The sequence below is a fragment of the Cupriavidus numazuensis genome (genome assembly GCF_905397435.1).
In the GTDB taxonomy this organism is placed as follows: Bacteria; Pseudomonadota; Gammaproteobacteria; order Burkholderiales; family Burkholderiaceae; genus Cupriavidus; species Cupriavidus numazuensis.
This window is the reverse complement of record NZ_CAJPVI010000002.1, coordinates 253603-277343: the sequence shown is the minus strand read 5'-3', so window position 1 is coordinate 277343 and position 23741 is coordinate 253603. Positions and strand designations below refer to the sequence as shown.

Annotated in this window: 27 protein-coding genes; 13 read left to right on the top strand and 14 right to left on the bottom strand. The window is 64.5% G+C overall.

Annotation, left to right across the window (positions count from 1 at the left end; genetic code table 11):
- The first annotated feature begins 43 nt into the window (after positions 1 to 43).
- Positions 44 to 1099: an alkene reductase gene (locus KHO41_RS03390; RefSeq protein WP_211951892.1), complete on the top strand. Its 1056-nt coding sequence runs from the start codon at positions 44 to 46 to the stop codon at positions 1097 to 1099.
- Between the two features lie 215 nt (positions 1100 to 1314).
- Here the strand turns inward: KHO41_RS03390 and KHO41_RS03385 are convergent, their stop codons facing one another.
- Complete coding sequence (locus tag KHO41_RS03385) at positions 1315 to 2328, bottom strand: J domain-containing protein (RefSeq protein WP_211951891.1); 1014 nt, start codon at positions 2326 to 2328, stop codon at positions 1315 to 1317.
- Between the two features lie 1016 nt (positions 2329 to 3344).
- Positions 3345 to 4112: an IclR family transcriptional regulator gene (locus tag KHO41_RS03380; RefSeq protein WP_211951890.1), complete on the bottom strand. Its 768-nt coding sequence runs from the start codon at positions 4110 to 4112 to the stop codon at positions 3345 to 3347.
- A 270-nt stretch (positions 4113 to 4382) separates the two neighbouring features.
- Here KHO41_RS03380 and KHO41_RS03375 point away from each other — a divergent pair, with 270 nt between their 5' ends.
- Complete coding sequence (locus tag KHO41_RS03375; protein WP_211951889.1) at positions 4383 to 5024, top strand: TetR/AcrR family transcriptional regulator; 642 nt, start codon at positions 4383 to 4385, stop codon at positions 5022 to 5024.
- Between the two features lie 190 nt (positions 5025 to 5214).
- On the top strand, positions 5215 to 5634 hold the full coding sequence (locus KHO41_RS03370) for a hypothetical protein (protein WP_211951888.1): 420 nt from the start codon (positions 5215 to 5217) through the stop codon (positions 5632 to 5634).
- A gap of 16 nt (positions 5635 to 5650) precedes the next feature.
- Here the strand turns inward: KHO41_RS03370 and KHO41_RS03365 are convergent, their stop codons facing one another.
- The 4 genes from KHO41_RS03365 to cls all read right to left on the bottom strand — a co-directional run bounded on the left by KHO41_RS03365 (position 5651) and on the right by cls (position 8740).
- Positions 5651 to 5824, bottom strand: a complete 174-nt coding sequence (locus KHO41_RS03365) for a hypothetical protein (RefSeq protein WP_211951887.1) — start codon at positions 5822 to 5824, stop codon at positions 5651 to 5653.
- 79 nt (positions 5825 to 5903) lie between these two features.
- On the bottom strand, positions 5904 to 6272 hold the full coding sequence (locus KHO41_RS03360) for a hypothetical protein (RefSeq protein WP_211951886.1): 369 nt from the start codon (positions 6270 to 6272) through the stop codon (positions 5904 to 5906).
- Between the two features lie 286 nt (positions 6273 to 6558).
- The gene (locus tag KHO41_RS03355; RefSeq protein WP_211951885.1) at positions 6559 to 7215 is read right to left on the bottom strand and encodes a TetR/AcrR family transcriptional regulator; all 657 of its coding nucleotides are present in this window, start codon (positions 7213 to 7215) and stop codon (positions 6559 to 6561) included.
- Between the two features lie 91 nt (positions 7216 to 7306).
- Positions 7307 to 8740, bottom strand: coding sequence for a cardiolipin synthase (cls, locus tag KHO41_RS03350; RefSeq protein ID WP_211951884.1), 1434 nt, complete (start codon positions 8738 to 8740; stop codon positions 7307 to 7309).
- A gap of 286 nt (positions 8741 to 9026) precedes the next feature.
- On the opposite strand from cls, the gene KHO41_RS03345 reads away from it, so the two are divergent.
- Together KHO41_RS03345 and KHO41_RS03340 are read left to right on the top strand one after the other, a co-directional pair.
- A complete protein-coding gene (locus KHO41_RS03345; protein WP_211951883.1) occupies positions 9027 to 9824 on the top strand; it encodes a response regulator transcription factor in 798 nt (265 codons plus the stop codon).
- Positions 9825 to 10049: 225 nt separating this feature from the next.
- Positions 10050 to 10643, top strand: a complete 594-nt coding sequence (locus KHO41_RS03340) for an HAD domain-containing protein (protein WP_211951882.1) — start codon at positions 10050 to 10052, stop codon at positions 10641 to 10643.
- A gap of 71 nt (positions 10644 to 10714) precedes the next feature.
- Here the strand turns inward: KHO41_RS03340 and rocF are convergent, their stop codons facing one another.
- Together rocF and KHO41_RS03330 are read right to left on the bottom strand one after the other, a co-directional pair.
- On the bottom strand, positions 10715 to 11629 hold the full coding sequence (gene rocF / locus KHO41_RS03335) for an arginase (protein ID WP_211951881.1): 915 nt from the start codon (positions 11627 to 11629) through the stop codon (positions 10715 to 10717).
- Positions 11630 to 11765: 136 nt separating this feature from the next.
- Complete coding sequence (locus KHO41_RS03330; RefSeq protein WP_211951880.1) at positions 11766 to 12287, bottom strand: MgtC/SapB family protein; 522 nt, start codon at positions 12285 to 12287, stop codon at positions 11766 to 11768.
- 157 nt (positions 12288 to 12444) lie between these two features.
- Between KHO41_RS03330 and KHO41_RS03325 the strand changes: the two genes are divergently transcribed.
- Positions 12445 to 12816 (top strand): 5-carboxymethyl-2-hydroxymuconate Delta-isomerase, encoded by a 372-nt coding sequence (locus tag KHO41_RS03325; RefSeq protein WP_211951879.1) that lies wholly within the window; start codon positions 12445 to 12447, stop codon positions 12814 to 12816.
- Positions 12817 to 13107: 291 nt separating this feature from the next.
- On the opposite strand, the gene KHO41_RS03320 is transcribed toward KHO41_RS03325, so the two are convergent.
- A complete protein-coding gene (locus tag KHO41_RS03320) occupies positions 13108 to 13569 on the bottom strand; it encodes an HU family DNA-binding protein (protein ID WP_211951878.1) in 462 nt (153 codons plus the stop codon).
- 299 nt (positions 13570 to 13868) lie between these two features.
- On the bottom strand, positions 13869 to 14126 hold the full coding sequence (locus tag KHO41_RS03315) for a hypothetical protein (protein ID WP_211951877.1): 258 nt from the start codon (positions 14124 to 14126) through the stop codon (positions 13869 to 13871).
- 108 nt (positions 14127 to 14234) lie between these two features.
- On the opposite strand from KHO41_RS03315, the gene KHO41_RS03310 reads away from it, so the two are divergent.
- The 3 genes from KHO41_RS03310 to KHO41_RS03300 are packed head-to-tail and all read left to right on the top strand — an operon-like array spanning position 14235 to position 16656.
- Positions 14235 to 14618, top strand: a complete 384-nt coding sequence (locus KHO41_RS03310) for a PepSY domain-containing protein (protein WP_211951876.1) — start codon at positions 14235 to 14237, stop codon at positions 14616 to 14618.
- A 20-nt stretch (positions 14619 to 14638) separates the two neighbouring features.
- A complete protein-coding gene (locus tag KHO41_RS03305; RefSeq protein ID WP_211951875.1) occupies positions 14639 to 15313 on the top strand; it encodes a response regulator transcription factor in 675 nt (224 codons plus the stop codon).
- An 8-nt stretch (positions 15314 to 15321) separates the two neighbouring features.
- The gene (locus KHO41_RS03300; protein ID WP_211951874.1) at positions 15322 to 16656 is read left to right on the top strand and encodes a sensor histidine kinase; all 1335 of its coding nucleotides are present in this window, start codon (positions 15322 to 15324) and stop codon (positions 16654 to 16656) included.
- Between the two features lie 11 nt (positions 16657 to 16667).
- On the opposite strand, the gene KHO41_RS03295 is transcribed toward KHO41_RS03300, so the two are convergent.
- Positions 16668 to 17165: an Mpo1 family 2-hydroxy fatty acid dioxygenase gene (locus tag KHO41_RS03295; RefSeq protein ID WP_211951873.1), complete on the bottom strand. Its 498-nt coding sequence runs from the start codon at positions 17163 to 17165 to the stop codon at positions 16668 to 16670.
- A 170-nt stretch (positions 17166 to 17335) separates the two neighbouring features.
- Between KHO41_RS03295 and KHO41_RS03290 the strand changes: the two genes are divergently transcribed.
- The 4 genes from KHO41_RS03290 (at position 17336) to KHO41_RS03275 (ending at position 21848) form a co-directional block, all read left to right on the top strand.
- Positions 17336 to 18118, top strand: coding sequence for a Crp/Fnr family transcriptional regulator (locus KHO41_RS03290; RefSeq protein ID WP_211951872.1), 783 nt, complete (start codon positions 17336 to 17338; stop codon positions 18116 to 18118).
- A 14-nt stretch (positions 18119 to 18132) separates the two neighbouring features.
- A complete protein-coding gene (locus KHO41_RS03285) occupies positions 18133 to 18978 on the top strand; it encodes an arylamine N-acetyltransferase family protein (RefSeq protein WP_211951871.1) in 846 nt (281 codons plus the stop codon).
- A gap of 212 nt (positions 18979 to 19190) precedes the next feature.
- Positions 19191 to 19955, top strand: coding sequence for an SDR family oxidoreductase (locus KHO41_RS03280; RefSeq protein WP_211951870.1), 765 nt, complete (start codon positions 19191 to 19193; stop codon positions 19953 to 19955).
- 144 nt (positions 19956 to 20099) lie between these two features.
- Complete coding sequence (locus tag KHO41_RS03275; RefSeq protein ID WP_211951869.1) at positions 20100 to 21848, top strand: class I adenylate-forming enzyme family protein; 1749 nt, start codon at positions 20100 to 20102, stop codon at positions 21846 to 21848.
- 30 nt (positions 21849 to 21878) lie between these two features.
- On the opposite strand, the gene KHO41_RS03270 is transcribed toward KHO41_RS03275, so the two are convergent.
- The 3 genes from KHO41_RS03270 to KHO41_RS03260 form a co-directional block, all read right to left on the bottom strand.
- Positions 21879 to 22352, bottom strand: coding sequence for a CreA family protein (locus KHO41_RS03270; protein ID WP_211951868.1), 474 nt, complete (start codon positions 22350 to 22352; stop codon positions 21879 to 21881).
- A 7-nt stretch (positions 22353 to 22359) separates the two neighbouring features.
- A complete protein-coding gene (locus KHO41_RS03265; RefSeq protein ID WP_211951867.1) occupies positions 22360 to 22845 on the bottom strand; it encodes an acyl-CoA thioesterase in 486 nt (161 codons plus the stop codon).
- Between the two features lie 181 nt (positions 22846 to 23026).
- On the bottom strand, positions 23027 to 23308 hold the full coding sequence (locus KHO41_RS03260) for an HU family DNA-binding protein (protein WP_008651272.1): 282 nt from the start codon (positions 23306 to 23308) through the stop codon (positions 23027 to 23029).
- Between the last annotated feature and the right edge of the window lie 433 nt (positions 23309 to 23741).

The window sequence follows — 23741 nt, the reverse complement described above, 5'->3', positions numbered from 1 at the left end:
GCACTGCTGTGCACTCCTCCACCCATACGAAAAGCCAGACCTCATGCCTACCCTCTTCGATCCCATCCGCATCGGCGACCTCGACCTGCCCAACCGCGTCATCATGGCGCCGCTGACGCGCTCGCGCGCTGTCGGCGGCAAACGTGTGCCGAACGCGCTGATGGCCGAGTATTACGTGCAGCGCGCGTCCGCCGGCCTGATCATCTCGGAAGCCACGGCGGTGACGCCGCAAGGCGTCGGCTATGCCGACACGCCGGGCATCTGGACCGACGAGCAAGTCGCGGGCTGGAAACACGTGACCGACGCGGTCCATGCCGCCGGCGGCCGCATTTTCATGCAGCTCTGGCACGTCGGCCGGATCTCGGACCCGATCTTCCTCGACGGCGAACTGCCCGTGGCGCCGAGCGCGATCGCGGCACAAGGCAATGTGAGCCTGGTGCGCCCGAAGCGCGCCTACGTCACGCCGCGCGCACTGGAAACCGACGAAATCGCGGGCGTGATCGCGGCCTACCGGCACGGTGCCGAAAATGCCAAGAAGGCCGGCTTCGACGGCGTTGAAATCCACGGCGCCAACGGCTACCTGCTCGACCAGTTCCTGCAGGACTCGACCAACCAGCGCACGGATGCCTATGGCGGCCCGATCGAGAACCGCGCGCGGCTGTTGCTCGAGATCACCGACGCGTGCATCGACGTGTGGGGTGCTGACCGCGTCGGCGTGCACCTGTCGCCGCGCGGCGACGTGCATTCGATGGGCGATTCCGATCTGGCGGCGACCTTCGGCTACGTGGCCCGCGAACTGGGCAAGCGCCGCATCGCGTTCATCTGCGCGCGCGAGGCACTCGGCGACAATCGCCTGGGCCCGGCACTGAAAGCGGCTTTCGGCGGTGTCTATATCGCCAACGAGAAAATGACCAAGCAGACCGCTGAACATGTGCTGGCCACCGGCGAAGCCGACGCCGTCGCATTCGGTCAACTCTTCATCGCCAACCCGGACCTGCCGCGCCGCCTCGAGCTCGACGCATCGCTCAACGAGCCCCGGCCGGAGACGTTCTACCATCCGGGCGCCGAGGGGTATACCGACTATCCGGCACTGGTCTGAGGACCGACAAGAAAGGCCGTTGTTAGATGTGGCTCGTACGGGCAAGGGCTTCGGCTCTTGCCCGGTTTCCGTTGACCAAATCGCGGGGATTGCTCAGTCGGCTTCCGCGAAGGCTTGAAGCCGTCCAGATCCGGGTACAACGCGCCAACTGCGACGCCCGCCATGCATCGGGTTGCGTTGACCGGCCCGTGCCAGGCGGGCCTTTTTCTGCGGCTCTAGAACTCGCTTTCTTCGATTTCCTGCGCCTGGGTATTGCCGTTGCGCACCGGATAAAGCGTCAGCGACATCCGGCTGTATCGCGTGCCGTTGCCTTCCGCTACCTCCTCGAGTTCGAACGGGTTCGATTTGGCAATTTTTCCCGTATCCAGGTCCATGTAGCGAACATCGAAACTGCCGTGCTCGATATTGGAAAACTCGAATGACGTGCCAGCCTTGATCAGCGCAAAACGCACCGGGATGGTATCGCCACCACCAAGGGAAAACACTTTCAGGAAGACATCCGAAGGATTGCGGGAATTGTCGACAGTCAATGACGACAACCCTCCGGTCTTGCGGATGGGGTAGCCCGGAATATAGCTGCTCCACGCGGGCCAGGCCTGGCCGTTCGGCGCGGTAGGCTTGCGCGCGTACTGGGGCAGCGGCGCAGGCGACTTGGTTGGCGTCACGACCGCGGCACGCGGCTCACCCGTCATGGCGGCAATGGTCGAGACCGAAGGCGTCCAGCCCTCTGTCTGCCGGGGGCCATCCGTCGATTGGCGCGACGTCGGGATGATCAGATAAATCGCAGCCCCTGCCGCCACCAATACAAACAACGCCTTGGAGGCAGTGCTGGCGCCTGCCGGATTCACTGCATCCTCGCTGTCCCCGTTCTTGCGCGATGCACTGGAATCCGCAGGAGGCGCCTGTCGCGCACCGCTACCGCTTCGGGACGCCGGATCCGTGGACGTCCCCGGCGCGGTCGAAGCAGGTCTCGCACGCTGGCCGGCATTTGCAGTCGCGCCCGCTTTCGCCTTTTCCTGCGACAGAATCCACGCATCATGCTGCGCACGCTTTGCCGGATTCATCAAAACCTCGTAAGCGGTGTTGATAATCGTCATGACCCGGTGAGATTCAGGCGAGTCATGGTTGCGATCCGGATGATGCTTTTGACTTAATGCCTTGTATGCCGCACGAATGACCTCCGGCGGGGCGTCACGAGAAATCTTCAGATTATCGTAATGGGTATGCATTCTCGGTGCCGGCGCTAAAAGGTCGGCACAGATTTTACCGTCCGGGTCGTGACAAGTGAATCTCCATTGGTTGGGAAACCCTCACCAAATAGTGATAGGTGCCGGGAGGCAAGCGGCAAGCGCAAGGCTTGCGAGCGTAACAATCGATCGGTAATTCATGCTCGCTGCGATTTCGCCAGCCATGCCGCCTGGCGAAATGTCGAAAGTCATTTCCCTCTTTTCTTTTTTCTCATCGGCCGGAGCAGCAGCGCGTACGCGCTGGCTTCAAATTGGCGATGACTGTTTCGGTCGCCGCGCGTCCCGACCGCATTTCGAGGATTTGGAGCGTATCAACCGAGTGGATATATCGGCACACCCACACTGACGGCCTTGGGATCGCAGCCGTTTCGCGGCGGGGCACCGTGCCCCGCCTAAGCGCAGCCCGAGTCTCCACCATAATCATGTTTTACTACGTATTACGTTAACTTTACAATAGACGGCAATATTTTTTAGACATAATTACGCTTATGTCATGAAATTGACGATCAGCCGCCGTTGAAGTCATCTCACATCCAATGACCGCGCGAAGGCTGGGCATCGACCGCTCAATGCGGCTTTCAAGAGGGCGGTTGTGGCCCCGCCTTTCGGGCATGCCGTGGCGTTAGGTGGCCATGAAAAGAAACGGGGCGTGCGAAGCGGACAAACTAGAGGGGCACGCCCTCGGGAAACCAAGGCGCCGCGGATGGGATCGGCGCCCCATCTGGCGCATTACGTTGCATCCTTGGCCGGCGCAACCATGCAATGAGGGTCGTCCCTGCGCCTTTGCACGTCAATCTCCGTGCGACTTCGTCCCGTACTTTGAAACAGCGCTGAGCCGAGCGCGGCTGCGTGTTTCTTCCGTCCGCATACAGCACTGGCTGTCGGAGCGGCGCGTCCCTCCGCTTTCGTTCCAAAGTACGGCACGTTTGCGGTTCCGCGTTGGCGCCCGAAACACGCCGGGGTCGCAGCGGGCCCCGCAGCAGACACTATGTCCCGGTCTAGACGTCGCGAAGCAGTGCCATCAACTCCACGGCAGCGTCCTTGAGTTCCGGCACGATGCGCCGCCGCAGCGCGGCGATATCGGGAGCCAGTTCGACCGCGCCGCAGTTCAGCGCCATCAGCGTGCCGGCACGCCCCACCCTGACCGGCAACGCGATTCCGTAGGCATTGTGCTGGTATTCGCCGACTGCCATGCATGCGCCGGTCGCCTGCAAGTCGTCGAATGCGGATTCGATGCCTTGCCGGACATCCGAGGCCTGCGGGCCTGCCGCCTCCAGAATCGAAGCGATATAGTCTTGCCGCACATCATCCGCCAAGCCCCACAGCCACGCCCGGCCAATTGCCGTCACTCCCATCGGCAGCAGCGAGCCCACGCCAAGCCGCAGCGTGGCAATCCGTGCGCTGGTCCGGTAGGCGAGATACAGCATGTCGAGGTTGTCGGGCACCGCCAGCGCGACCGACACATTGAGCCGGTCGGCAAGCTGCTGCATGAACGGGCTGGCAAGCCGCGTGACAGGATTGGTCTCCAGATAGGCATGGCCGATGCCCAGCGACCCGGAGGCCAGTTCAAACTCTGGCCCACCGGCGGCACGGCGAATGAAGCCCATATGGATCAGGGTACTGGTCAGGCGCGAGACGGTCGATTTCGATAGCCCCGTCCGTTGCGCGAGCTGCCTGTTGCTCAGCGGTGCGCGTTCGGCGCGGAAGGCGCGCAGCACGCGGAGGCCGCGCTCCAGGGTCATGGTGACTTGCGGGGAATCGGTCATGGAGGCTCCAGACTGCGGATGCGCGGGTCTCGTGTCGATGCGGAACCGGAACGCGAAAATCTGCGCTATTCTAACCTGACGAACGTTAGGTAGAGTCTGGTTGCCATGCCGGGATATTTCCATGAGGGTTAACCCATCACGCACGATGCCAGCGGCGCGCCTGCCGGTTGTCGCCTGCCACTTCATGGAGAAATGGCAGTAGCAGCTGTAGTATCACGTCCGCTCAGTCACCTGACCATCGCCCACTCCGTTCACTCAACTCACGCTGCCATGACGAAACGCCAGCTCAACACCGCTACCGTGGACACACGGGAAAAGCTGATGCGCCTTGCCGCGCGCGCGTTCGGCACGCAAGGCTATTCGGCCACGTCGATGCGCTATATCGCCGACCAGGCCGGCATTGAAGCCGCAAGCATCTACTACCACTTCTCATCGAAGGAGGAGTTGGTGGATACGGTCATGGAGCACGGCGCAGCGAGCATCATCCGGCACATCCAGGATCATCTCGATGCATTGCCGCCCGACGCCGACGCGGAGCAACGTTTCCGGGCCGCGCTGCTGGGGCAGATGAGCGCGCTGATCCAGTATGGCGACTATGCGCTGGCCCACGGCAGGCTGCTGGCGCAGTTGCCCGACAGCGTACGCGAACGCGTGATCAAGCGGCGCGAAAAGCATCAGGCATTCTGGAGCCGTTTGCTGGAAGACCTGCGCGACGAAGGCCAGTTGCGCGAGGACGTCGACATTGCGTTGTGCCGCGTGTTTGTGCTGAGTGCGATCACGTCCGCGCAGACCTGGTTCAATCCCAGGAAGGGCTCTGCGGAAAAGATCATCGACGAACTATGCGCGATCTTTTTCGATGGAGCGCGGCCCAAGCGCAAGGCCGAACGTCGTGCGCGCCTCATGACCTCCTAAGGTAGAAGGCACCCGGCAATACGGGTATATCGCTAGCGCGGCGCGCTGGCCGCCCTGCCTATACTGGCAGGCGCACCGGGCATTGACAGGGAACGGCCCGGTTGCGCCCTGAATTTCTGGCAGGCGCCGGCGGTCCGTTCATGGACGCATGCGGGCTGCCTGCCCGCGGGCCATGAACATGGAGAAGGGCATGCCCAACGAACAATTCCTAGCTACCCAGGAAACGCGCCGCTCGGGCCTTCAGGCCCTGCGCGCAGCGTTGCTGCAGGTTCACAAGGAAGTCATCGGCTATGACCGCGGCGAGTACGAACGCCTGAACGGCCCCATCCCGGCAGGCTTGTTCGTGCAGTTGGTGACGGAAGACAATTTCTTCCGCTGGCTGGACCCGTTGTCCCGGCTCATCATCGAAATCGACGAGGAACTCGAATCCCCGGAACACCATGATGAAACGTGCCGCGCAGTAGCGCGGGCCACCGAACGGCTGTTCAGCGACAAGGGCGACGGCGCGTTTCGCAAGCGCTACCAGGAAGCGCTGCAGGACGAGTCCGGCGTCATCGTCGCGCACGGACGGCTGATGTCCGTGATCGGGCAACTGCGCCAGTTGCCTTAGTCCGCGAGCCGTTCTGTCACGTTGTCTTCGACGGACGAGGCATTTCCGTATCGACGGCGATCGGGTCGCTGGCAGGGAAAGTTTCCTTCAGGGCTTCGTCCAGTTCGCGGTCGATCCGCTCGTCGGTCGGCGCCCGCTTGGGCTGTTGCCGACTGTCCTTTGGCGCTTTCTCGGGTACTGGTTTGCGCATGGCAAGACTCCTTTGCTGGCGGTGCCGGGTGCACACAGGTAGCCGCCCCACTGGCTAGCGGCCCTTTGCCCGTTTGACATTACCGCCCATGTCCGCCGCCTCCGCCACGACCACCTCCGCGACCACCTCCGCCGCCACGGCCACCGCTCCGGCCGCCGCCATACCAGCCACCGGACCCGTGCCAGCCACCGGAGCCGTGCCAGCCTCGGTGTCCGCCATACCAGCAGCATCGGCCTCCGCCATAGACATAGGCGAAGCTCCCATAGTAGCCGCCATAGCCTGGGCCGTAGTAGGGATAGCCAGGCGTTACCGGATAGCCGCTGTAGTACGGTGAGCCCACCGGATAAGCCGGATAGCTGAGATAGTCGGCGCCGTAATAGTCGGGGTAGACCGCGCAACCGGCCACTAGTGCTGCCATCGTGAAAACGCTGCCGAGCGCGTATCGCATGATCCACCCATCACTTGTCCCGGGCGAGATGCCCGATTGACATCTGTTAGACCGTCTGGCCATCCAGCCGATCCCCCGAATCCACATGTGCAAGCAAAGAGACTCTGGGCCCAAAGACACAATTCGTGAACAAATTTAGGACTTATCCGATTTTCTTATGAGATCTAACCGAATAGATTTGCCCGTGCACCCATCCCGCGGGTGCCCCGACGAGCCAGGGGGACCCCGTCCTGGTTCCTTACGCTGCCACGATGGTCCCCGCCATCGTGGCATTTTTTTACCTGAATCAGCTTGCTGCCTGGAGTCCCCGCTCCACCATGTCCAGCAAACGCTGGCCAAGCGCCGCAGCCTCTCCGGGCTCCCTGCCACGCAACGGGCCGTCCAGCACCAGCATGGCAAGGCCGTGGACGGCCGACCACGCCAGGTATTCGGCGCCAGGCCGATGCGCGGCCGGCAGGATTCCCGCTTCGACCATTCTGTCCAGTGCCGCCGACAACAATTGGAAGGGATTTAGCCCGCTGTGGCCGGCTTTCGCGGGGTCTGCATCGTTTTCCACCTGGTCCGGCACGGAAAAAGCTGTACGGAACAGCCCAGGTTCGGACAGGGCAAAACGCAGGTAACCCGTCCCCACGGCGCGCAAGCTCGCGCGCGCCAGCGCCGCCGCACTACTGGCCGGGCGCAGGCCTCCGAGTTCAGCTTCCATGGCAATCGCGAGCGCGGACAACGCTGCCGCGCGCACGGCCTGCAGCAAGTCTTGCCGGCTGGAGAAATGACGATACGCTGCGTTGGGCACCACGCCCGCGCGCCGCGTGGCTTCACGCAGCACGATGGCATCAGGCCCGCCCTCGCGCGCCAGGTCAATACCAGCTTCCAGCAGCGCGCGGCGCAGGTCGCCATGACGATACGTCGTGCGGGCCGGCACCGTTGAGGCAGTCCCGCTCATGATTTCCCCCTGTACATACTGTTCTTGTCTTTCCCAACCAATAGTGAACAGTGTACACAATAGGGCGCGGCGCTGCTCCCCGACACCTCACTTACAGGATCGGCGCAAACAGCTTTGCCACGTGCATCGCCACGCGCAGTGGCGCGGGCGCACGCAGGAATTCGTCTACGCCGATGCGCCGCGCCTGCGCAAAATCCGCCTCCAGCATGTCGGCGACCTGGCTGGCGAACTCGCGGTCTGCCGTCATCACCATCAACTCGAAGTTCAGCCGGAACGAGCGGTTGTCGAGGTTCGCCGTACCGACCGCCGCTGCGTCGTCGTCGATCAGGATAACCTTCTGGTGGAGAAAGCCCGGCTGGTAGCGATACAGCTTGATCCCCGCGGCCACTGCCTGATGCGCATACAGCGTGGAAGCTGCGAACACGACGAGATGGTCTGGCCTGGCGGGGATCAGGATACGCACGTCGACGCCGCGTAGTACCGCCAGGCGCAGTACTGCAAAGACCGCTTCGTCCGGCACGAAGTACGGCGACGTGATCCAGATCCGGTGCCGCGCAGCCTGGATCGCCTCGACGAAGAACAGCGAGCAGGTCTCCTGCGCGTCGGCCGGGCCCGTCGGCACGACCTGGCAGGTCATGCGCCCGCCCACGTCAGGCGGCGGCATCAGCAGGTATGGCACTTCGCGCGCGGCCCAGTACCAGTCCTCGGCAAACGCCATCTGAAGATCCAGCACGGCGCTGCCGCGCAGGCTGATATGGGTGTCGCGCCACGGCGCCAGCGGCGGCCGCTCGCCCAGATACTCGACACCGACGTTATGCCCGCCGACGAAGGCTTGCGCCCCGTCCACGACAACGAGCTTTCGATGATTGCGGAAATTGAGCTGGAAGCGATTGACGAAGCCGCGGTGCGTCGAGAACGCACGCGCCTCGACGCCGGCCGCCATCAGGGTCTTCACATAGCCACGCGGCAAGGCGTGGCAACCGATGCTGTCGTAGAGGAAGTAGACCTTCACGCCAGCCTGCGCGCGTTCGCAAAGCAACGCCTGCAGGCGTCGGCCGAGCACATCGTCATGGACGATGAAGAACTGCACGATCACCACCTGCCTGGCAGCGGCCACCGCTGCGAAGATGGCGTCGAACGTATTCGTGCCGTTGACCAGCAGGCGCACATCGTTGTTGGCCAGACACGGCATGCCGGTCAGCCGCGGAAGCGCGCGCATGCAGGCCGGCTCGGGCGCGTGCACCACGCAGGCACTGCGGGCCTCGCGGTCTTCAGGGGTCATGCCGTGGCGGATTTCGCGCAGGCGGTCGTCGTTGAAGCGGCGCGCATTGACGTAGCCGGCGAAACGGCTCCTGCCGAAGATCAGGTAAGGCACCAGTGTGAGGTACGGCATCATCACCAGCGATCCCGCCCAGGCGATGGCGCCGGGCGCCGTGCGCACGGTCATCACGGCGTGCAATGCGGCCAGCACGCCAATGACGTGAAAGATCAGGATGACCGTCGCGACAACGCTCGGGCTTAGCATGTGCAGGCTTCCCTGGTGTCCGCCACGCGGAACCGGATTCCGATGGTTCTTATTTTGGCACAGCGATGTGCGTGGCGCGGCGCCTTGCCGCTGCTGCGGCGCGATAAACGCCTTCCGTGGCATCGCCTCGGTCGAACCAGCTCGCACATCTGAGCTAGCGCAATTTTCCGGCCGGAATCGGATTTGTCCGATTGTTCCGCCGCGTTTGCCTTTATACGCTCTCGACTCAGTACCTTCAGGAAAACCCAACTCATCTCATTCCCGCCGCCACCGTATGCATGACCCCATGAATATCGCGCTGCTGAGCGGTCAGTCCGCGCATCTGAAAGCCGTTCCCGAGTTGCTGGCGCGCGCCGGCTTCCGATGCAACGTCTTTGCTTCCCCGCGTGCGCTCATCCAGGGCGTCAGTCTGGCCTCGTACGATATGCTGCTGATCCACGACGAGCTGCCCGACACAGCGGCGATTGACGTCATCCGCACGGTACGGTGCGCGCGCTCGCGCGATCTGCCGATCATGATGCTGGGCGGCAACGGTAGCGAGGAAGCCCTCGTCGAAGCGCTCGACGCGGGCGCCGACGACTACCTGAGCGGTCCGCAGAGTACGCGCGTCCTTCTGGCGCGAATGGCCGCGCTGCGCCGCCGCGCCACAGGGGACCGTCAGCGTCAGGGGCTGGTGGCGCGCGCGGGCCCGTACCAGCTCAACAGCGTTGGCCGCTTCGCAACGCTGCACGGCGAGCGCATAACACTGACGCCCAAGGAGTTCGACCTGGCCATGCTGCTGTTCACCAATGCCGGCCGCGTACTCGCTAACCGCCGCATCGAACAGGCCATCTGGCACCATGAACTGCCGCCCTTGTCGCGTGCGCTGGCCGGGTTGATGTCGCGCCTGCGCAAGACGTTGCGACTCAGCCCCGAGAACGGCATTTCGATCACGGTGGTCTATGCACATGGCTATCGCCTCGACATCCATGAGGACAGCCCCAGCCACCCAAGAAAACACGGCAATCTGGCGCGAGGTCAGCAGCAGCCTGACCTTCACATCGGGCTGCTGCCAAATGATCGGGCCCCGGAGTGCGCCCCGTAACCGTCCGCCGTCCTAGGTAGCGCATGTCCGCTCCTGCCGCCGGATAAAAGTGGAGTACAGATGTGTCTGCCGGAAACATTTGACATTGAGAGGTAACCGGCATTTACGAGTTCAGCGAGGAAGTTACAGATATGTTTCACTTGCGGCTGGCGCTGTTACGCGCAGCCATCAGGTTGCCGGGTAATCTTTGCTCACACCAACCCGATGTGTAACCCCAAGGAAATCATGTCTGAACGACTCATCATGCTGGACGTACCCGGCGTACTGTTTTCCGACCGGTCTCAGGCCCGGCTCGGCGGGGTTCCCGATTCGGGCACTTTGCGCGATGTCCATTTTTTCGACCCCATTGCGCTCGGCTATATTCGCCGGCTCTTCGGCCTGGCGGGCGCACGGGTAGTGGTGTCGGACGCGTGGCGGCGCGGCACGCCTGCTGCCATCTTCCAGCAACTGGACCTGCAGGTGGAAGGCATGACGCCTGCCGTAGCAGGCGGCCACGGTGCGGAGATTGCCGCGTACTTTGAAGGCCGTGCCATGCCCTCCACCTATGTGATCCTGTCCTGCGCGCCGGCCGACTCAATGAGTGAGACGCAGCGCGAACACCTCGTGAGCGTCGATCCGGCGCAGGGCCTCACCGTCGAGAACTTCCGGCGAGCGCTGGACATCCTCGGCGTGGCCTGCCCGTCCACGCTGATGCCGCCACCGCGCCTCGACGCAGGGCTGCGTGCCAAACTGGCGCAATTGCAGCGGCTTGCGCGCGAAGAACCCACCCGGTTTAACGTGCCCGCGGAGTCCACCGCTGCTGCGGCACTGCACGCCTGAGCGAGCCATTCCCGATGCACAAGGGGCGCCACCATGGCGCCCCCTTTTGCTTTTGGCGTGCGGAGCGCTCGTCAGCGCGCCCGCAGGAGCGTGGACTTGCCGAACAGGCTTTCCAGGAAATCGACTACCAGCCGTGCTGTCTCATTACGCACATCGCAGGCAGGGTTGAGCTCCATGACGTCCAGCGACGACAACCGTCCCGTATCAGCGATCATCTCCATGCAGAGTTGCGTCTCGCGATAGGTGGGTCCGCCCAGCACCGTCGTACCGACGCCGGGCGCGATGGCCGAATCGATGAAATCGACGTCAAAGCTCACATGCAGGTGCGTGTCGTCGTCAACGCCGGCGAGCGCCTGCTCCATGGTCTGGCGCATGCCGTACTCGTCGATATAGCGCATATCGAACACCTTGAGGCCCAGCGCATGCAGCCGCAGCTTTTCCTGCGCATCGACGCTGCGGATGCCAACTTGCCGGATTTCGTCGGGGCGTACCGCCGGTGGCTGGCCGCCAAGCGTGGTCAGTGGCGTGGGGCCGTCGCCGCACAGGCAGGCCACCGGCATGCCGTGCATGTTGCCAGTCGGCGTACTGGTTCCGATATTGGCATCGGCATGGGCATCGAGCCAGAGTACGACGAGCTTCCGGCCAGCCTCCCGGCAATGACGGGCGACTGCGCTGACCGATCCGACCGCCAGGCAGTGGTCACCGCCAAGCAGGACCGGCATCCGGCCCTCCTCGAGAATGCGCGTGCTGGCCTCGAACACGCCGCGGTTCCACGCCACTACCTCATCGAGATGGCGCAGGCCCTGCACCGGTGGGGCAAGCGGATTCACCGGACCAGCGATATTGCCGGCATCGCGGACATCGAGCCCCATCCTGGCAAGCGCGGGGACGATGTCGGCAATGCGCAGCGCTTCGGGGCCCATGGTGCAGCCTCTGGTACTTGCGCCGACATCCGTCGGCGCGCCAAACAGGGTAATCGGCTTCATGGCGAGGCCTCCTGAGCATGTTTGGATGGCGGCGGCACCGGCAGGAAAGCCGGAATGTCGCTACCGTTGTCGTGTGTGGCACCGGGTCACGCCGCAAGGTTCCCGATTCGCCTGTCCGGAATGCTTCCTGGATGCTTCAGGGCCAGATGTCGTCGTCGGGTTCATTGCCCTTCGCCTGCTTCCCCGCATCGCCGTTGTCGCGATGGTTGTGCCTGTCACCATTGATCGGATCGAGCACACGATGCAGCCGCGTTTCAAGGCGCCCGCCCATCCACAGCAGCAACATGCCGAGCACAAGCGCCAGGCCGCCGACCGCGTAGTAGCCTGCCCCCGCCGCCGCACCGAGGATCGCCGACAGCCAGATTGCCGCCGCTGTGGTCAGCCCCTGCGGGCGCTGGTGCACGCCATGTCGCGCGATCACACCGACTCCCAGAAACCCGATGCCGGTCAGCAGCCCCTGCAGCACGCGCGAGATTGCGTCCATCGGATGTCCATACTGCGTCACCAGGCAGACCGCTGTTGCCGCGCCGAGCGATACCAGCCCCAGCGTGCGCATGCCGGCGGCCTTGCCGCGCAGGTTGCGGTCGAGGCCAATCGCGGCACCCGCGAGCAGTCCGCAGAACAGGCGCAGGAAAATTTCGAAGCTGATGGTTTCCATGTGTGCTGTTGTGATGAATCCAACGCCGCAGTCTTCGACGCAAGCTTAACTCAGGAGACGGGCCGGGCGGGAGCAACGCTGCGGAATGCACGTATCATGACGATTCGCCCCGGCTCTCCACAGCGTCCGGCTCGTACTGTTCCCACCCCGATCTGCCATGCCCCACCTCGTGATCGAAATTACCGAAAACACGCGTCTCAACTGTTCGCCCGAAGAACTGCTCGACGAGGCCAATGCCGCGCTGCTCGCATCCGGCGAATTCGGCGAAGCCGACATCAAATCGCGTTGCATCGTGCTGTCCACGTTTCGGCAGGGGGTAGAGGCTGCGGAGCGCGCGTTCGTACATGCACGCCTGTCGATCCTGGATGGCCGCGAGCTGGCCGTGCGGCGCGCCCTTGGGCAGGCCGTCTGCGATGTCATTGCCGAGGCGGTCCGCCCCGCCACTGCGGAAGGACAGAGCGTGCAAATCAGCGTCGAGGTGCGCGAAATGGAGCGCGCCAGCTACGCCAAGCAGATTGTCGGCGGCTGACGCCCTGCCAGTGCGATGCGACGCACTAAGAAAGAAAGCCCGCAGCCATTGCTGGCGGCGGGCGGGCTTCCGGGAAGACGCCGGGAGCCGTTGTCATGGGGAGCGCCCCCGCACCCATGACGATCTGGATTCTAGGCGCGTGCCCAAGGGCGCAATTTGACCTTGGTTAAGTCATAGCCAGTTCGCGAAGCGTGTCGACGGAAAATCGCCAACCGTGCGCGCTGCCCGGCATCGGGCAAGAAAAAAAGGAGCCGACTAGCGGCTCCTTTTTTTCGCGGATCAACTGGCCAATCAGGCAGCAGCGTCCTTCAGCTTCTTCAGCGGGCGAACCTTCACCTTGACGCTGGCCGGCTTGGCCGGGAACCAACGCTCTTCACCGGTGAACGGGTCCTTGCCGAAGCGCTTCTTCTTCGCCGGCACTTGCTGCGCGGTCACCTTCAGCAGGCCCGGCAGCGTGAATTCGCCAGCGCCCTTCTTGTTCAGCGCGCTGACGATGGTGTTTTCCAGATGGGCCAGCACCGTCTTCACGGCCTTGGGTTCCAGCTGGGTCTGGGCTACCAGGTGAGCGACCAGGCTCGACTTGTTGAAGGTGTCCTTCAGCGGGCGCGGGGTCACCGCGGCAGCCGGAGCAGCCTTCTTGGCCGGCGCGGCCTTCTTGGCGGCAGCCTTCACGGGTGCCTTCGTTGCCGCAGCCTTCTTGGCAGCGGGCTTGGTTGCAGTCGTCTTCGCGGTCGGTTTCGCTTTGGTCGCCATATCGATATACGAGAGTTGAACAGATCAGAGCCGGCTGTTCGAAGGCTTCGCATTGCGTTGCACATACCCCTTGCCGGCGCCCACTGAATCATAGCGGAAACGACCGTGTATCAAAGGGTTTTCATACATGCAAACGCTAAAACCCCGTGAAAACCCCGTGTTTTGTCGCAGCAATACCTCAGCAGAAGCGCGTAGAGGCACTACGTCCCCCCACTTTCGCGTTCTTACGCGTCTTTTCGCGGAAGAAAATTGGGGCGGCGCGCGCCGCGTTGCATGCGCCAGGACCCTATTTTCAAGGCCTATTCGCCGAGCCAGGCGGCAATCAGCGGGCCAACTGCCATGGTGCCCAGCGCAATCAGCGGCAGGTTTGCATCGGCGCGCGACCACTCGCGCAGCAGCGCGATCAGGTCGACATGCATCCAGAAAACGCTCGACACGCAGAGCACGGAAAACAGCGCGCCAGCCGCCAGGAATGCTGTGCGCCGGTCCGGCGAGCAATGCCGTGGGGATGGTGAAAGGGACTGTGACAGGGATGCGGGGGACGGATGGTGCGACATGGCTGAACTCCTGATACGGTTGGCAAGCATTGTCGTGAACGGCACCTGAACGCTGGCTGAGGCATCCGTTCAGCCTGCGTTCAGGCGTTTTGATGCAAACTTCAGGCCATGAAGACATTTCACGTCCTCCGCCCTACCCGGTTCCGCCACGCGCGCCGTCCTGCGCTCGCGCGCGCGCTGACCGGTGCAGCGCTGGCGCTCGCGCTTGGCATCGGCGCGCCGGCACATGCCGACAAGGACGCCGACCGCGCCCGCGCGGCGGTGCAGTCGGGGGAGATCCTGCCGCTGTCGCGGATCCTCGAAGCGGTCTCGCAGCAGTACGCGGGGGATGTCATCGGTGTCGAACTGGACCGCGATGACGGCATCTGGCAGTACGAGGTCAAGCTGCTGCTGCCGGGCGGCTCGGTGGCCAAGCTGGAATACGATGCGCGCACCGGCGCGCTGATCAAGGCAAAGGGCCGCAACCTCGACCAGGCGCGCAAGCAGCCCTGATGCCTACGGAGCCCTGAACCATGCGCATCCTGCTGGTGGAAGACGAACCGACGCTAGCCGGCCAGGTTCACGCGAGCCTGGCAGCGGCCGGTTACGCCGTCGACATGGCGGCAGACGGGCTCGACGCCTGGCATCTCGGCGCGAACGAACCTTACGATGCCGTCATCCTCGACCTGGGCCTGCCGCGCCTGGATGGCCTGACCGTGCTGCGCCGCTGGCGCGCCGCGCAGGTCAACGTTCCCGTGCTGATTCTCACGGCGCGCGACAGCTGGACAGAGAAGGTCGAAGGCATCGACGCGGGCGCCGACGACTATCTGGCCAAGCCGTTCCGCATGGAAGAATTGCAGGCGCGCATCCGCGCGCTGATTCGCCGCGCGCACGGCATGCCGGCCCCCGAACTGAGCTGCGGACCGGTCCAGCTTAATCCGCGCGCCGGCACCGTGACCGTGGATGGCGCCGCCGTGGTGCTGACGGCGCACGAATTCAAGGTGCTCGACTATCTGATGCACCATCCGGGCGCGATCGTCAGCAAGACCACGCTGACCGAACACATCTATGCGCAGGACTTCGACCGCGACAGCAACACCATTGAAGTCTTCGTCGGCAGGCTACGCCGCAAGCTCGGTGTGGACGTGATCGAGACCGTGCGCGGCCAGGGCTACCGGCTGCGACCGCCACCTGCGACCGGGAATTAAGGCTCCGCATGCGCAACTCTCTCGCGCTGCGCCTGCTGGCCGTGGCCGCCATCTGGCTGGCCGCGGCGCTCGGCGCAAGCTGGTGGATGCTGTCCACGCTGTTCGAGAGGCACGTCAACGATACCTACGTGCGCCAGCTGGAACACCAGCTCACCAGCCTGACCGCCGCGCTCGACTGGAGCCCCGACGGCCGGCTGCTGCTGACACGCGCGCCAGCGGACCCGCGCTATGAACTCCCCTATTCCGGCGCCTACTGGCAAGCCCGAGCTCCCGGCGCGCTGCTGCGTTCGCGCTCGTTGTGGGACACTGAAATGCCGGAAAAGGCCGTGCACAACGTTGCGGGAACGCCTGCCGAAGTCCGTCAGGGACCCAACAAGCAGTCGCTGCTGGTGGTGTCGCGCAGCATCGTCCTGGCTTCGTCGGACACACCGGTGAACGTTTCCGTGGCCCTGGACCGCACCGAACTGCGTGCCGCGCGGCGCGCGTTCAACACCATGCTCGGCTGGTCGCTCGGTGCGCTTGGCATGGGCCTGATGCTGGCGGTCGCTGCTCAGGTGCGTTTCGGGCTGGCGCCGCTCAAACGTCTGCGGCAAGCGCTGTCTGCGATGCAGGCACGGCGCGAGAGCCGCCTGGGCGGCAATTGGCCGACCGAGGTCGAGCCGCTGGTCAGCGAAATCAACACGCTGCTCGACCACAACGCGCAGGCGCTGGAGCGATCGCGACGACAGGCGGCGGACCTGGCCCATGCAGTAAAGACACCGCTGGCCGTGCTTGCCAATGAGGCGGCCAGCCTGCCGGGCCCGGCTGCCGAGGCCGTGTCACGCCAGGTCGACGCCATGCGCCGGCAGGTCGACCGTCACCTGGCCCGCGCACGCGCAGCAGGCGCTGCGGCGGCACGTGGCCAGCGCATCGAGGCCGGCCCCGCGGTACGCGAGCTGACGCGCGCCCTGACGCGCCTGCATGGTTCCCGTCAACTCGAGATCGGCGTGGAAGGCGAAGGGCACTTCGCGGGCGACCGCCAGGATCTGGTGGAAATGCTCGGCAACCTGCTCGACAACGCCTGCCAGTGGGCGCGCTCGCAGGTACGCATCCGCTTGCGCGAAGACAACACAGCAGCGTTGCTGGAGGTGCTCGTGGAAGATGACGGCCCGGGCATGCCGCCCGAGGCACGCGAACTGGCCACCGCCCGGTTCGGGCGGCTCGACGAAGCCGCCGCCGGCAGCGGTCTCGGCCTGGCCATCGTCACAGAGATTGCAGCGATGTATGAGGGATCACTGGAGCTGGGTACCAGCGCGCTCGGCGGCCTGGCAGCGCGGCTGCGGCTGCCAGCAGGCATGGCCTGACCGCTGCCGCATCAGGACACGCGCGCCATCATGGCATCGCGGGTACCGGTTGCCAGCCCGCAGGCAAAAGCAGTCTCCGCCACGAGGAACAGCGGCCCGATCAGCAGTCCGACCAGATCATCGACGAACGCGGGCTTGCGGCCTTCATAGTAGTGGCCGACAAACTGGATGACCCAGCCCGCCACGAACAGGCCGACGCCGGTAGCCAGCCACCCGCCCGTCGGCAGCGCCGCAAGGTGAGCTCCGGCATACAGGAACAGCGCCAGCACGATTGCCATCGCCACGCCGAATCCCGCCGACAGGCGCAGATAGAACAGGCACGACAATGCGTACACCACCATGGCCGGCGTGAGGTACGCATCACCGTCGCCCAGCGGCATGGCGGGCCGCCCGAGCAGCGTGGTGACGGCGAGCACGATCATCGGGATACCGATGAAATGCGTGGCGACATTGCGGGGATTGCGGTGATAGGCGGCGTAGTTGGCCAGATGCTCGACCAGGGTGTTCACGGGGCGTCTCCTTGGATGCGGGCCGATGGCTGCGGCAGTGCCGCAAGCCCGGCTGTCTTGTCGATTCTTGTAGATTTATAGTATTGACCGCGTCCCCCGGCGTCTGTCTGATTTTTGACAGTCGTACGTGCTACGCCGTACGTATCAACCCGAACACGACAGGAGACGACATGGGCATGGCTCAGCCCCCGGGCAGCGGGGCGCGCGGCCCGTCAGGCATCCCGCGCGGCACTCCGGGCGGCAACGCTCCACCGTCGCGCACGGAGGCGGCCGTTGCGCTACAGGCGAGTGTCTGGTTTTCCCAGTTGCCGGATGCCCTGCGAGAGGCGCTGCTGGAAGATGGCACATGGCGCCAGCTCGCCGCTGGCGAAGCGCTGTTCGCGCGCGGCGATGCGTTTGACGGGCTTTATTGTGTGGCCAGCGGCACCATGCAGGTCGACGCCGCCGGCGAGTCCGGCAAGGCGGCGTTGCTCGGCCTGCTCGAAGCCGGCGCCTGGTTCGGCGAGATCTGCCTGTTCGACGGCCTGCCACGCACTCACGACGCACGCGCCGTGCACGCTGCGCGGCTGTGGCACATCCCGCGCACGAGCCTCGAACGCCGGCTCGCTCAGCATCCCGCATGGTGGCGCGAATTCGGGCTGCTGCTTGCGGCCAAGACGCGGCTGGTCTTTGACTATGTCGAGGAAATGCAGTTGCTGCCGCCGGCCGCGCGCACGGCTCGCCGGCTGGCCGCCATCGCACGCGGCTATGGCAACCCGGCTCACGCCGCGGGCGATACCACGCCTGCGGTCCAGGCAGTACGGATTCCGCAGGAACAGCTCGCGCAGATCCTCGGCCTGTCACGGCAGACCGTCAATCAGGCGCTGCGCGAACTCGAATCGCGCGGGCTGCTGCGGTTGCGATATGGCAGCATCGAACTGCTCGATCTGGCTGCACTCGAAACGCTCAACTGAACCCGGTACGCGACATGATCACGCTTGACGCTCCCCGCCTGGACGCCTACCTCGCACGCCTTGGCCTCGACGCACCACCGTCCCCGACGCTGGAATCCCTGGATGCGCTCATCGCCGCGCAACTCGCACGCATCCCCTTCGAGAACATCGACCCGCTGCTGGGCCGCCCGGTGCGAATCGACATCGATGCCGTGTTCGACAAGCTGGTCACGCGCAGACGCGGCGGGTATTGCTTCGAACTCAACACGCTGCTGGCCGCCGCGCTGATGGCGCTCGGCTACACCGTGACGCCGCTTGCCGCGCGTGTGCGCTGGGGTGTGGCCGATGACGTGCAGACCATGGCATCGCACATGCTGCTGCGCGTGGAAGTCGCGCATCGCAGCTATCTTGCCGATGTGGGCTTTGGCGGCCCCTCGCCTTTCCGGTCGCTGCCATTTTCCGCACCGGCTGCGCCGGCTTTTCCTTATAGGCTGGTCCCGGCGCCGGGCGATACCGCCGCCAGCGCCTTCCATGGCCAGGACCTGGAAGTGCGCGGCGCCGAGGGCTGGCTCAAGGTCTACCGCTTCGACCTGACACCGCAGCCCTGGATCGACTTCATCGCGCGCAACTGGTACATCTGCACGCATCCGGACAGCCCTTTCACGCAGCGGCTGATGGTGGCGCGCACCGATAGCAACTTGCGCCTGACCCTGGCCAACGGCGAACTGGCCGAGCGCGCCACGGACGGCACCGTGCATCGGCAGGCGCTATCCACCGCGGGCGATGTCATCGACGTGCTGGTCAACCGCTTTCACGTGGCGCTCGACGCCGACAGCCTTGCCGGGCTCGAGCGTGTGCTGCCTGCGATGCTGGGCGTCTGACTATAGTTGCCGCGCCGCGGCAGCATCGCCACATCGGCCCCATGCACGCCGCGCATTGCCCGCAGAAAGAATACTGATATGGGCCCGCAGCCAAGGGCTTGCCGGTGGACTGGGCCACATGCCCCACCCATAATGTCCCGGCAGGCCCGCAACGGGCGCTGTCCAACAGAACACAGGCAGGCCCAGGACGGGCCCCGATATCAGGAGACTCCATGTCATTGTTCGATTTGTCGGGCAAGGTCGCGATCGTGACTGGCTCATCGCGCGGCATTGGCCGCGCCATTGCGGAGCAGATGGCGGTTCAGGGCGCCAAAGTGGTGATTTCGTCGCGCAAGCTCGAGGCATGCCAGGAAGTCGTGGACGCCATCAACGCACGCCACGGCGCCGGCACCGCTATTGCCGTCCCGGCCAATATCTCGTCGCGCGATGACCTGCAACGGCTCGTCGATGAAACCAACCGCACTTTCGGCAAGGTGGACGTCCTGGTCTGCAACGCCGCATCGAATCCGTACTACGGTCCGATGAGCGGCGTGTCCGACGATCAGTTCCGCAAGGTGCTCGACAACAACGTGATCTCGAACCACTGGCTGATTCAGATGGTGGCGCCGCAGATGATCGAGCGCAAGGAGGGTTCGATCATCATCGTCTCGTCCATCGGCGGCCTGCGCGGCTCGCCGACCATCGGCGTGTACAACATCTCGAAGGCCGCCGACTTCCAGCTCGCGCGCAACCTCGCCGTGGAATTCGGTCCGCACAATGTGCGTGTGAACTGCATTGCGCCGGGACTGATCAAGACCGACTTCGCGCGCGCGCTGTGGGAAGATCCCGAGCGCTACAAGCAATCCACCCAGGGCGCGCCGCTGCGCCGCATCGGCGAGCCCGTCGAGATCGCCGGCGCGGCCGTCTATCTGGCCTCCGCCGCAAGCAGCTTCATGACGGGCCAGGCCATGGTCGTCGACGGCGGCGTCACGATCTGACACCGTGATGTCCTGACGCAAGGCGGCATGGCCGCCTTGCGTGCTTTCTCGTTGTTCTGTGTATTTCCCTGCATGTCCCCGCATGTCGTTCAGGGATGGTGCGTTACGCCATCCTCCACCTGCATTGCAGTCCGGGAGGCAGTCATGTCGAGCAATTTCCAGCCGGCCAGCAACTGGCCTGCCATGTCACTGGCCGAGGCCCACGCCCGGCTCACCGCGCCAGGCGCCCCGTTCGAAACGGAAACGCGCATGATTCGCGGCATCTCCACCACGATCTGGAAGAACGCGCCACCGACGCTGCGCGACCTGTTCCAGGCAACCCAGGCTTTCGGCGAACGGACCTTCGTGGTCTACGAAGACGAACGCGTGACCTATGCCGCGTTCCGGCGTGCGGCGCTGCATGTCGCGCACGCACTCGTGCGCGATGGCATCCGTCCCGGCGATCGCGTCGCGCTGGCCATGCGCAACCTGCCTGAATGGCCCGTGGCGTTCTACGGCGCGCTGCTGGCCGGTGCCATTGTCACGCCGCTCAATGCCTGGTGGACCGGTGCTGAACTCGAGTATGGACTGAACGACTCGGGCAGCCGCGTGGCGATCGTCGATGCGGAACGGCTGGACCGTCTGGCTCAGCATTTGCCCGCCTGCCCTGCGCTGGAGCGCGTCTACGTCTCGCGCGCGGGCGCCCTCGACGGCGATGCGAAGGTCGCAGCGCTGGAAAGCGTGATCGGCCGCTCTTCGGCATGGGCAACACTGGTCGACCTGCCCCTTCCCGACGTAACGATCGATCCCGACGACGACGCGACGATCTTCTATACCTCCGGCACCACAGGCAAGCCCAAGGGTGCGCTTGGCACGCACCGGAATGCCACAACCGTCGCCGTCGCCAGCCTGTTCGGTCCGCTACGCAACCTGCTGCGCCGGGGCGAGCCGATTCCCGCTCCGGACCCTGCAGCACCGCAGAAGGCCGCGCTGCTGTCCGTGCCGTTCTTCCACGTGACGGGCTGCATGGCCGTGCTGAACAGCGCGCTGGCCAACGGCGGCAAGATTGTGCTGATGCATCGCTGGGACGCGCTGCGAGCGCTGGAACTGATCGAGCGCGAACGCTGCACCACCGCAGGCGGTGTGCCCACCATCGCGTGGCAGCTTCTCGAGCATCCCGAGCGCGACCGCTTCAATCTCTCTTCGCTGGAAAGCATGAGCTACGGCGGTGCGCCGGCGTCGCCGGAACTCGTGCGGCGCATCGGCGAAACCATTCCGCAGTCGGCGCCGGGTATCGGCTGGGGCATGACCGAAACATCTGCCACGTTCACGAGCCACAGCGCGGAAGAGTATGTGCTGCGGCCGGACAGCAGCGGCCCGGCCCTGCCCATCGGTGAAATGAAGATCGTCGATGGCCGCGGCCAGTCGTTGCCGGTTGGCGAAACGGGCGAGCTGATGGTGCGCGGCGCGAACGTGGTGCGCGGCTACTGGAACAAGCCCGAAGCCACCGCGCAGACCTTTGCCGATGGCTGGCTGCGCACCGGCGACATTGGCAGGCTCGATGACGAGGGCCACCTCTATATCGTCGACCGCATGAAGGACATGCTGATCCGCGGCGGCGAGAACATCTACTGCATCGAGGTGGAAAGCACGCTCTACGAACACCCGGCGGTCATGGATGCGGCACTGGTCGGCATCCCGCACAAGATGCTCGGCGAGGAACCCGGCGCGGTGGTCAGCCTGAGGCCCGGCATGCAGGCTACCGAGGATGAATTGCGTGGATTTGTCGCGGAGCGGCTGGCCGCGTTCAAGGTGCCGGTACGGATCATCGTGCTGGCCGACCTGCTGCCGCGCAATGCGAACGGCAAGATCCTGAAGTCCAACCTGCGCAAGCTGTTCGAGCCGGCCGCGTGATACGCGCTGGCTCGTTTGCCGGCGGGGCGGCTATTTGACAGGAATGGGGGTGCCGCCCAACACCGGCACGGCCGTCACGCTGTTCTGCGGGCTGCCGCTGACAATCCGGTCGGAATACGTCAGGTAGACCAGTGTGTTGCGCTTGCGGTCGATCGCGCGGATGACGTGCAGGGTCTTGAACAGGATCGACATGCGCTCCGAGAACACGTCTTCTTGCTGGCGCAACGGTCCTTTGAACGAGATCGGCCCGACCTGCCTGCAGGCAATCGACGCCTCGGGCGGATCTTCGGCCATGCCCAGCGTCCCTTTGATGCCACCGGTGCGCGCGCGGGACACGTAGCAGGTCACGCCCTGCACCATCGGGTCGTCATACGCTTCAATGACGACCTTGTCAGAGCCCGTCATGCGGAAGTTCGTATTGACGCTGCCGATTTCCTCGGCCAGCGCATGCGTGCCCGCCCCTGCGAGGCAGGCGCCGGCAAGCAGGGAAAGGATGCGTGCCATGGCCAATTCAGTTCCCGGTCGACTTGATGGCGTCGTGCCGCTTTTCCATTTCCTGGCGCAATGCGCGGCGCTGCTGTGCCGACGCGAAGCGCTGGCGCTCGACTTCGTCGCGCGGTTCCAGCGGCGGCACTTCGGCCGGCGCGCCATTGTCATCGACCGCGACCATCGTGAAATAGCAGCTGTTGGTATGGCGCACCAGCTTGCTGCGGATGTTCTCGGTCACCACCTTGATGCCGATTTCCATGGAGCTGCGGCCGGTGTAGTTCACGGCCGCCAGGAAGGTCACCAGTTCACCGACGTGGATCGGCTGGCGGAACACCACCTGATCCACCGACAGCGTGACCACGTATCGGCCTGCGTAACGGCTTGCGCACGCATAGGCGACCATGTCCAGGTACTTCAGGATGGTGCCGCCGTGCACGTTGCCGGAGAAGTTGGCCATGTCCGGCGTCATCAGCACGGTCATGGAAAGCTGGTGGGACTGGTCGTTCATGATGGTGAGGCAGGTTGCGGGGGCCGAGGCGCGGCAGTGTAACCCGTAAACCGGCGCTCCGGGGCACCGGACTGGGCCCGCGAAAGGGCCGGAGCGCCACACGTCCGGTACCGCATAACCGCGCCACCAATAAAAAAGCGGCCCGACAGGCCGCTCTCTCGCTAGTCCGGACGCAGACAGCTTACTTCTTCTTGTTCACGGCGTCCTTGAAACCTTGTCCAGCAGAAAACTTCACGGTCTTCGCGGCCGGAATCTTGATCGTTTCGCCGGTGCGCGGGTTGCGGCCCGTGCGTGCGGCGCGCTTGCCCGAGCTGAAGCTGCCAAAACCCACCAGCGTTACCGAATCACCCTTGGCCACTGCCTTCTTGATACTGTCCAGCGCTGCGTTGAGCGCACGCTCGGCTGCGGCGTTGCTCAGTTCTGCTTCCGCGGCGATGGCCGATACCAGTTCACCTTTATTCATGGCTGATTTCCCTTGTTGGTCGTCGTCACCGATGTATCTGCCAGAAGGCAATGCATCGATCGGCGCAGTCTAATCTGCCCTTCGCGCCTTGGGCAATCCCCAGTGGCACCAATGCAACGAAAAAACCCGGAAATCCTTGCTTGAGGCCGGTTAGCGGGTAATTTCACCCTCTGTTCGCGATGTTTTCGCTGTGTCTTTTCTGCCTGAGGACCGTAGGCCGGGACAGTCCGCCCTTCAGCAGCAGGGCCGACTGCCCGATCCTTCATAGCATTCCCCGATATGGTGCAATGCACCGTCAAGGTTCATGCGAGCACCATCCATCTGCATCATTCTGGCGCGCAAAGGCCTGGCCGCCTCGGCCGATGAACTCCCGTGCACCACGTTCGCGATGGAAGATTGTGCCCGCCCGGCGGCAATCCGGTGCGGATTCCAC

What these genes read in the sequence shown, in the direction of transcription:
- KHO41_RS03310 (WP_211951876.1), top strand. Translation starts at nt 14,235, where the DNA reads ATGAAGACATTTCACGTCCTCCGCCCTACCCGGTTCCGCCACGCGCGC.
- rocF (WP_211951881.1), bottom strand. Translation starts at nt 11,629, where the DNA reads ATGAAGCCGATTACCCTGTTTGGCGCGCCGACGGATGTCGGCGCAAGT.
- KHO41_RS03275 (WP_211951869.1), top strand. Translation starts at nt 20,100, where the DNA reads ATGTCGAGCAATTTCCAGCCGGCCAGCAACTGGCCTGCCATGTCACTG.
- KHO41_RS03385 (WP_211951891.1), bottom strand. Translation starts at nt 2,328, where the DNA reads ATGCATACCCATTACGATAATCTGAAGATTTCTCGTGACGCCCCGCCG.
- KHO41_RS03355 (WP_211951885.1), bottom strand. Translation starts at nt 7,215, where the DNA reads ATGAGCGGGACTGCCTCAACGGTGCCGGCCCGCACGACGTATCGTCAT.
- KHO41_RS03280 (WP_211951870.1), top strand. Translation starts at nt 19,191, where the DNA reads ATGTCATTGTTCGATTTGTCGGGCAAGGTCGCGATCGTGACTGGCTCA.
- KHO41_RS03340 (WP_211951882.1), top strand. Translation starts at nt 10,050, where the DNA reads ATGTCTGAACGACTCATCATGCTGGACGTACCCGGCGTACTGTTTTCC.
- KHO41_RS03325 (WP_211951879.1), top strand. Translation starts at nt 12,445, where the DNA reads ATGCCCCACCTCGTGATCGAAATTACCGAAAACACGCGTCTCAACTGT.
- KHO41_RS03330 (WP_211951880.1), bottom strand. Translation starts at nt 12,287, where the DNA reads ATGGAAACCATCAGCTTCGAAATTTTCCTGCGCCTGTTCTGCGGACTG.
- KHO41_RS03370 (WP_211951888.1), top strand. Translation starts at nt 5,215, where the DNA reads ATGCCCAACGAACAATTCCTAGCTACCCAGGAAACGCGCCGCTCGGGC.
- KHO41_RS03300 (WP_211951874.1), top strand. Translation starts at nt 15,322, where the DNA reads ATGCGCAACTCTCTCGCGCTGCGCCTGCTGGCCGTGGCCGCCATCTGG.
- KHO41_RS03270 (WP_211951868.1), bottom strand. Translation starts at nt 22,352, where the DNA reads ATGGCACGCATCCTTTCCCTGCTTGCCGGCGCCTGCCTCGCAGGGGCG.
- cls (WP_211951884.1), bottom strand. Translation starts at nt 8,740, where the DNA reads ATGCTAAGCCCGAGCGTTGTCGCGACGGTCATCCTGATCTTTCACGTC.
- KHO41_RS03360 (WP_211951886.1), bottom strand. Translation starts at nt 6,272, where the DNA reads ATGCGATACGCGCTCGGCAGCGTTTTCACGATGGCAGCACTAGTGGCC.
- KHO41_RS03375 (WP_211951889.1), top strand. Translation starts at nt 4,383, where the DNA reads ATGACGAAACGCCAGCTCAACACCGCTACCGTGGACACACGGGAAAAG.
- KHO41_RS03315 (WP_211951877.1), bottom strand. Translation starts at nt 14,126, where the DNA reads ATGTCGCACCATCCGTCCCCCGCATCCCTGTCACAGTCCCTTTCACCA.
- KHO41_RS03285 (WP_211951871.1), top strand. Translation starts at nt 18,133, where the DNA reads ATGATCACGCTTGACGCTCCCCGCCTGGACGCCTACCTCGCACGCCTT.
- KHO41_RS03380 (WP_211951890.1), bottom strand. Translation starts at nt 4,112, where the DNA reads ATGACCGATTCCCCGCAAGTCACCATGACCCTGGAGCGCGGCCTCCGC.
- KHO41_RS03365 (WP_211951887.1), bottom strand. Translation starts at nt 5,824, where the DNA reads ATGCGCAAACCAGTACCCGAGAAAGCGCCAAAGGACAGTCGGCAACAG.
- KHO41_RS03390 (WP_211951892.1), top strand. Translation starts at nt 44, where the DNA reads ATGCCTACCCTCTTCGATCCCATCCGCATCGGCGACCTCGACCTGCCC.
- KHO41_RS03265 (WP_211951867.1), bottom strand. Translation starts at nt 22,845, where the DNA reads ATGAACGACCAGTCCCACCAGCTTTCCATGACCGTGCTGATGACGCCG.
- KHO41_RS03305 (WP_211951875.1), top strand. Translation starts at nt 14,639, where the DNA reads ATGCGCATCCTGCTGGTGGAAGACGAACCGACGCTAGCCGGCCAGGTT.
- KHO41_RS03345 (WP_211951883.1), top strand. Translation starts at nt 9,027, where the DNA reads ATGAATATCGCGCTGCTGAGCGGTCAGTCCGCGCATCTGAAAGCCGTT.
- KHO41_RS03290 (WP_211951872.1), top strand. Translation starts at nt 17,336, where the DNA reads ATGGGCATGGCTCAGCCCCCGGGCAGCGGGGCGCGCGGCCCGTCAGGC.
- KHO41_RS03260 (WP_008651272.1), bottom strand. Translation starts at nt 23,308, where the DNA reads ATGAATAAAGGTGAACTGGTATCGGCCATCGCCGCGGAAGCAGAACTG.
- KHO41_RS03320 (WP_211951878.1), bottom strand. Translation starts at nt 13,569, where the DNA reads ATGGCGACCAAAGCGAAACCGACCGCGAAGACGACTGCAACCAAGCCC.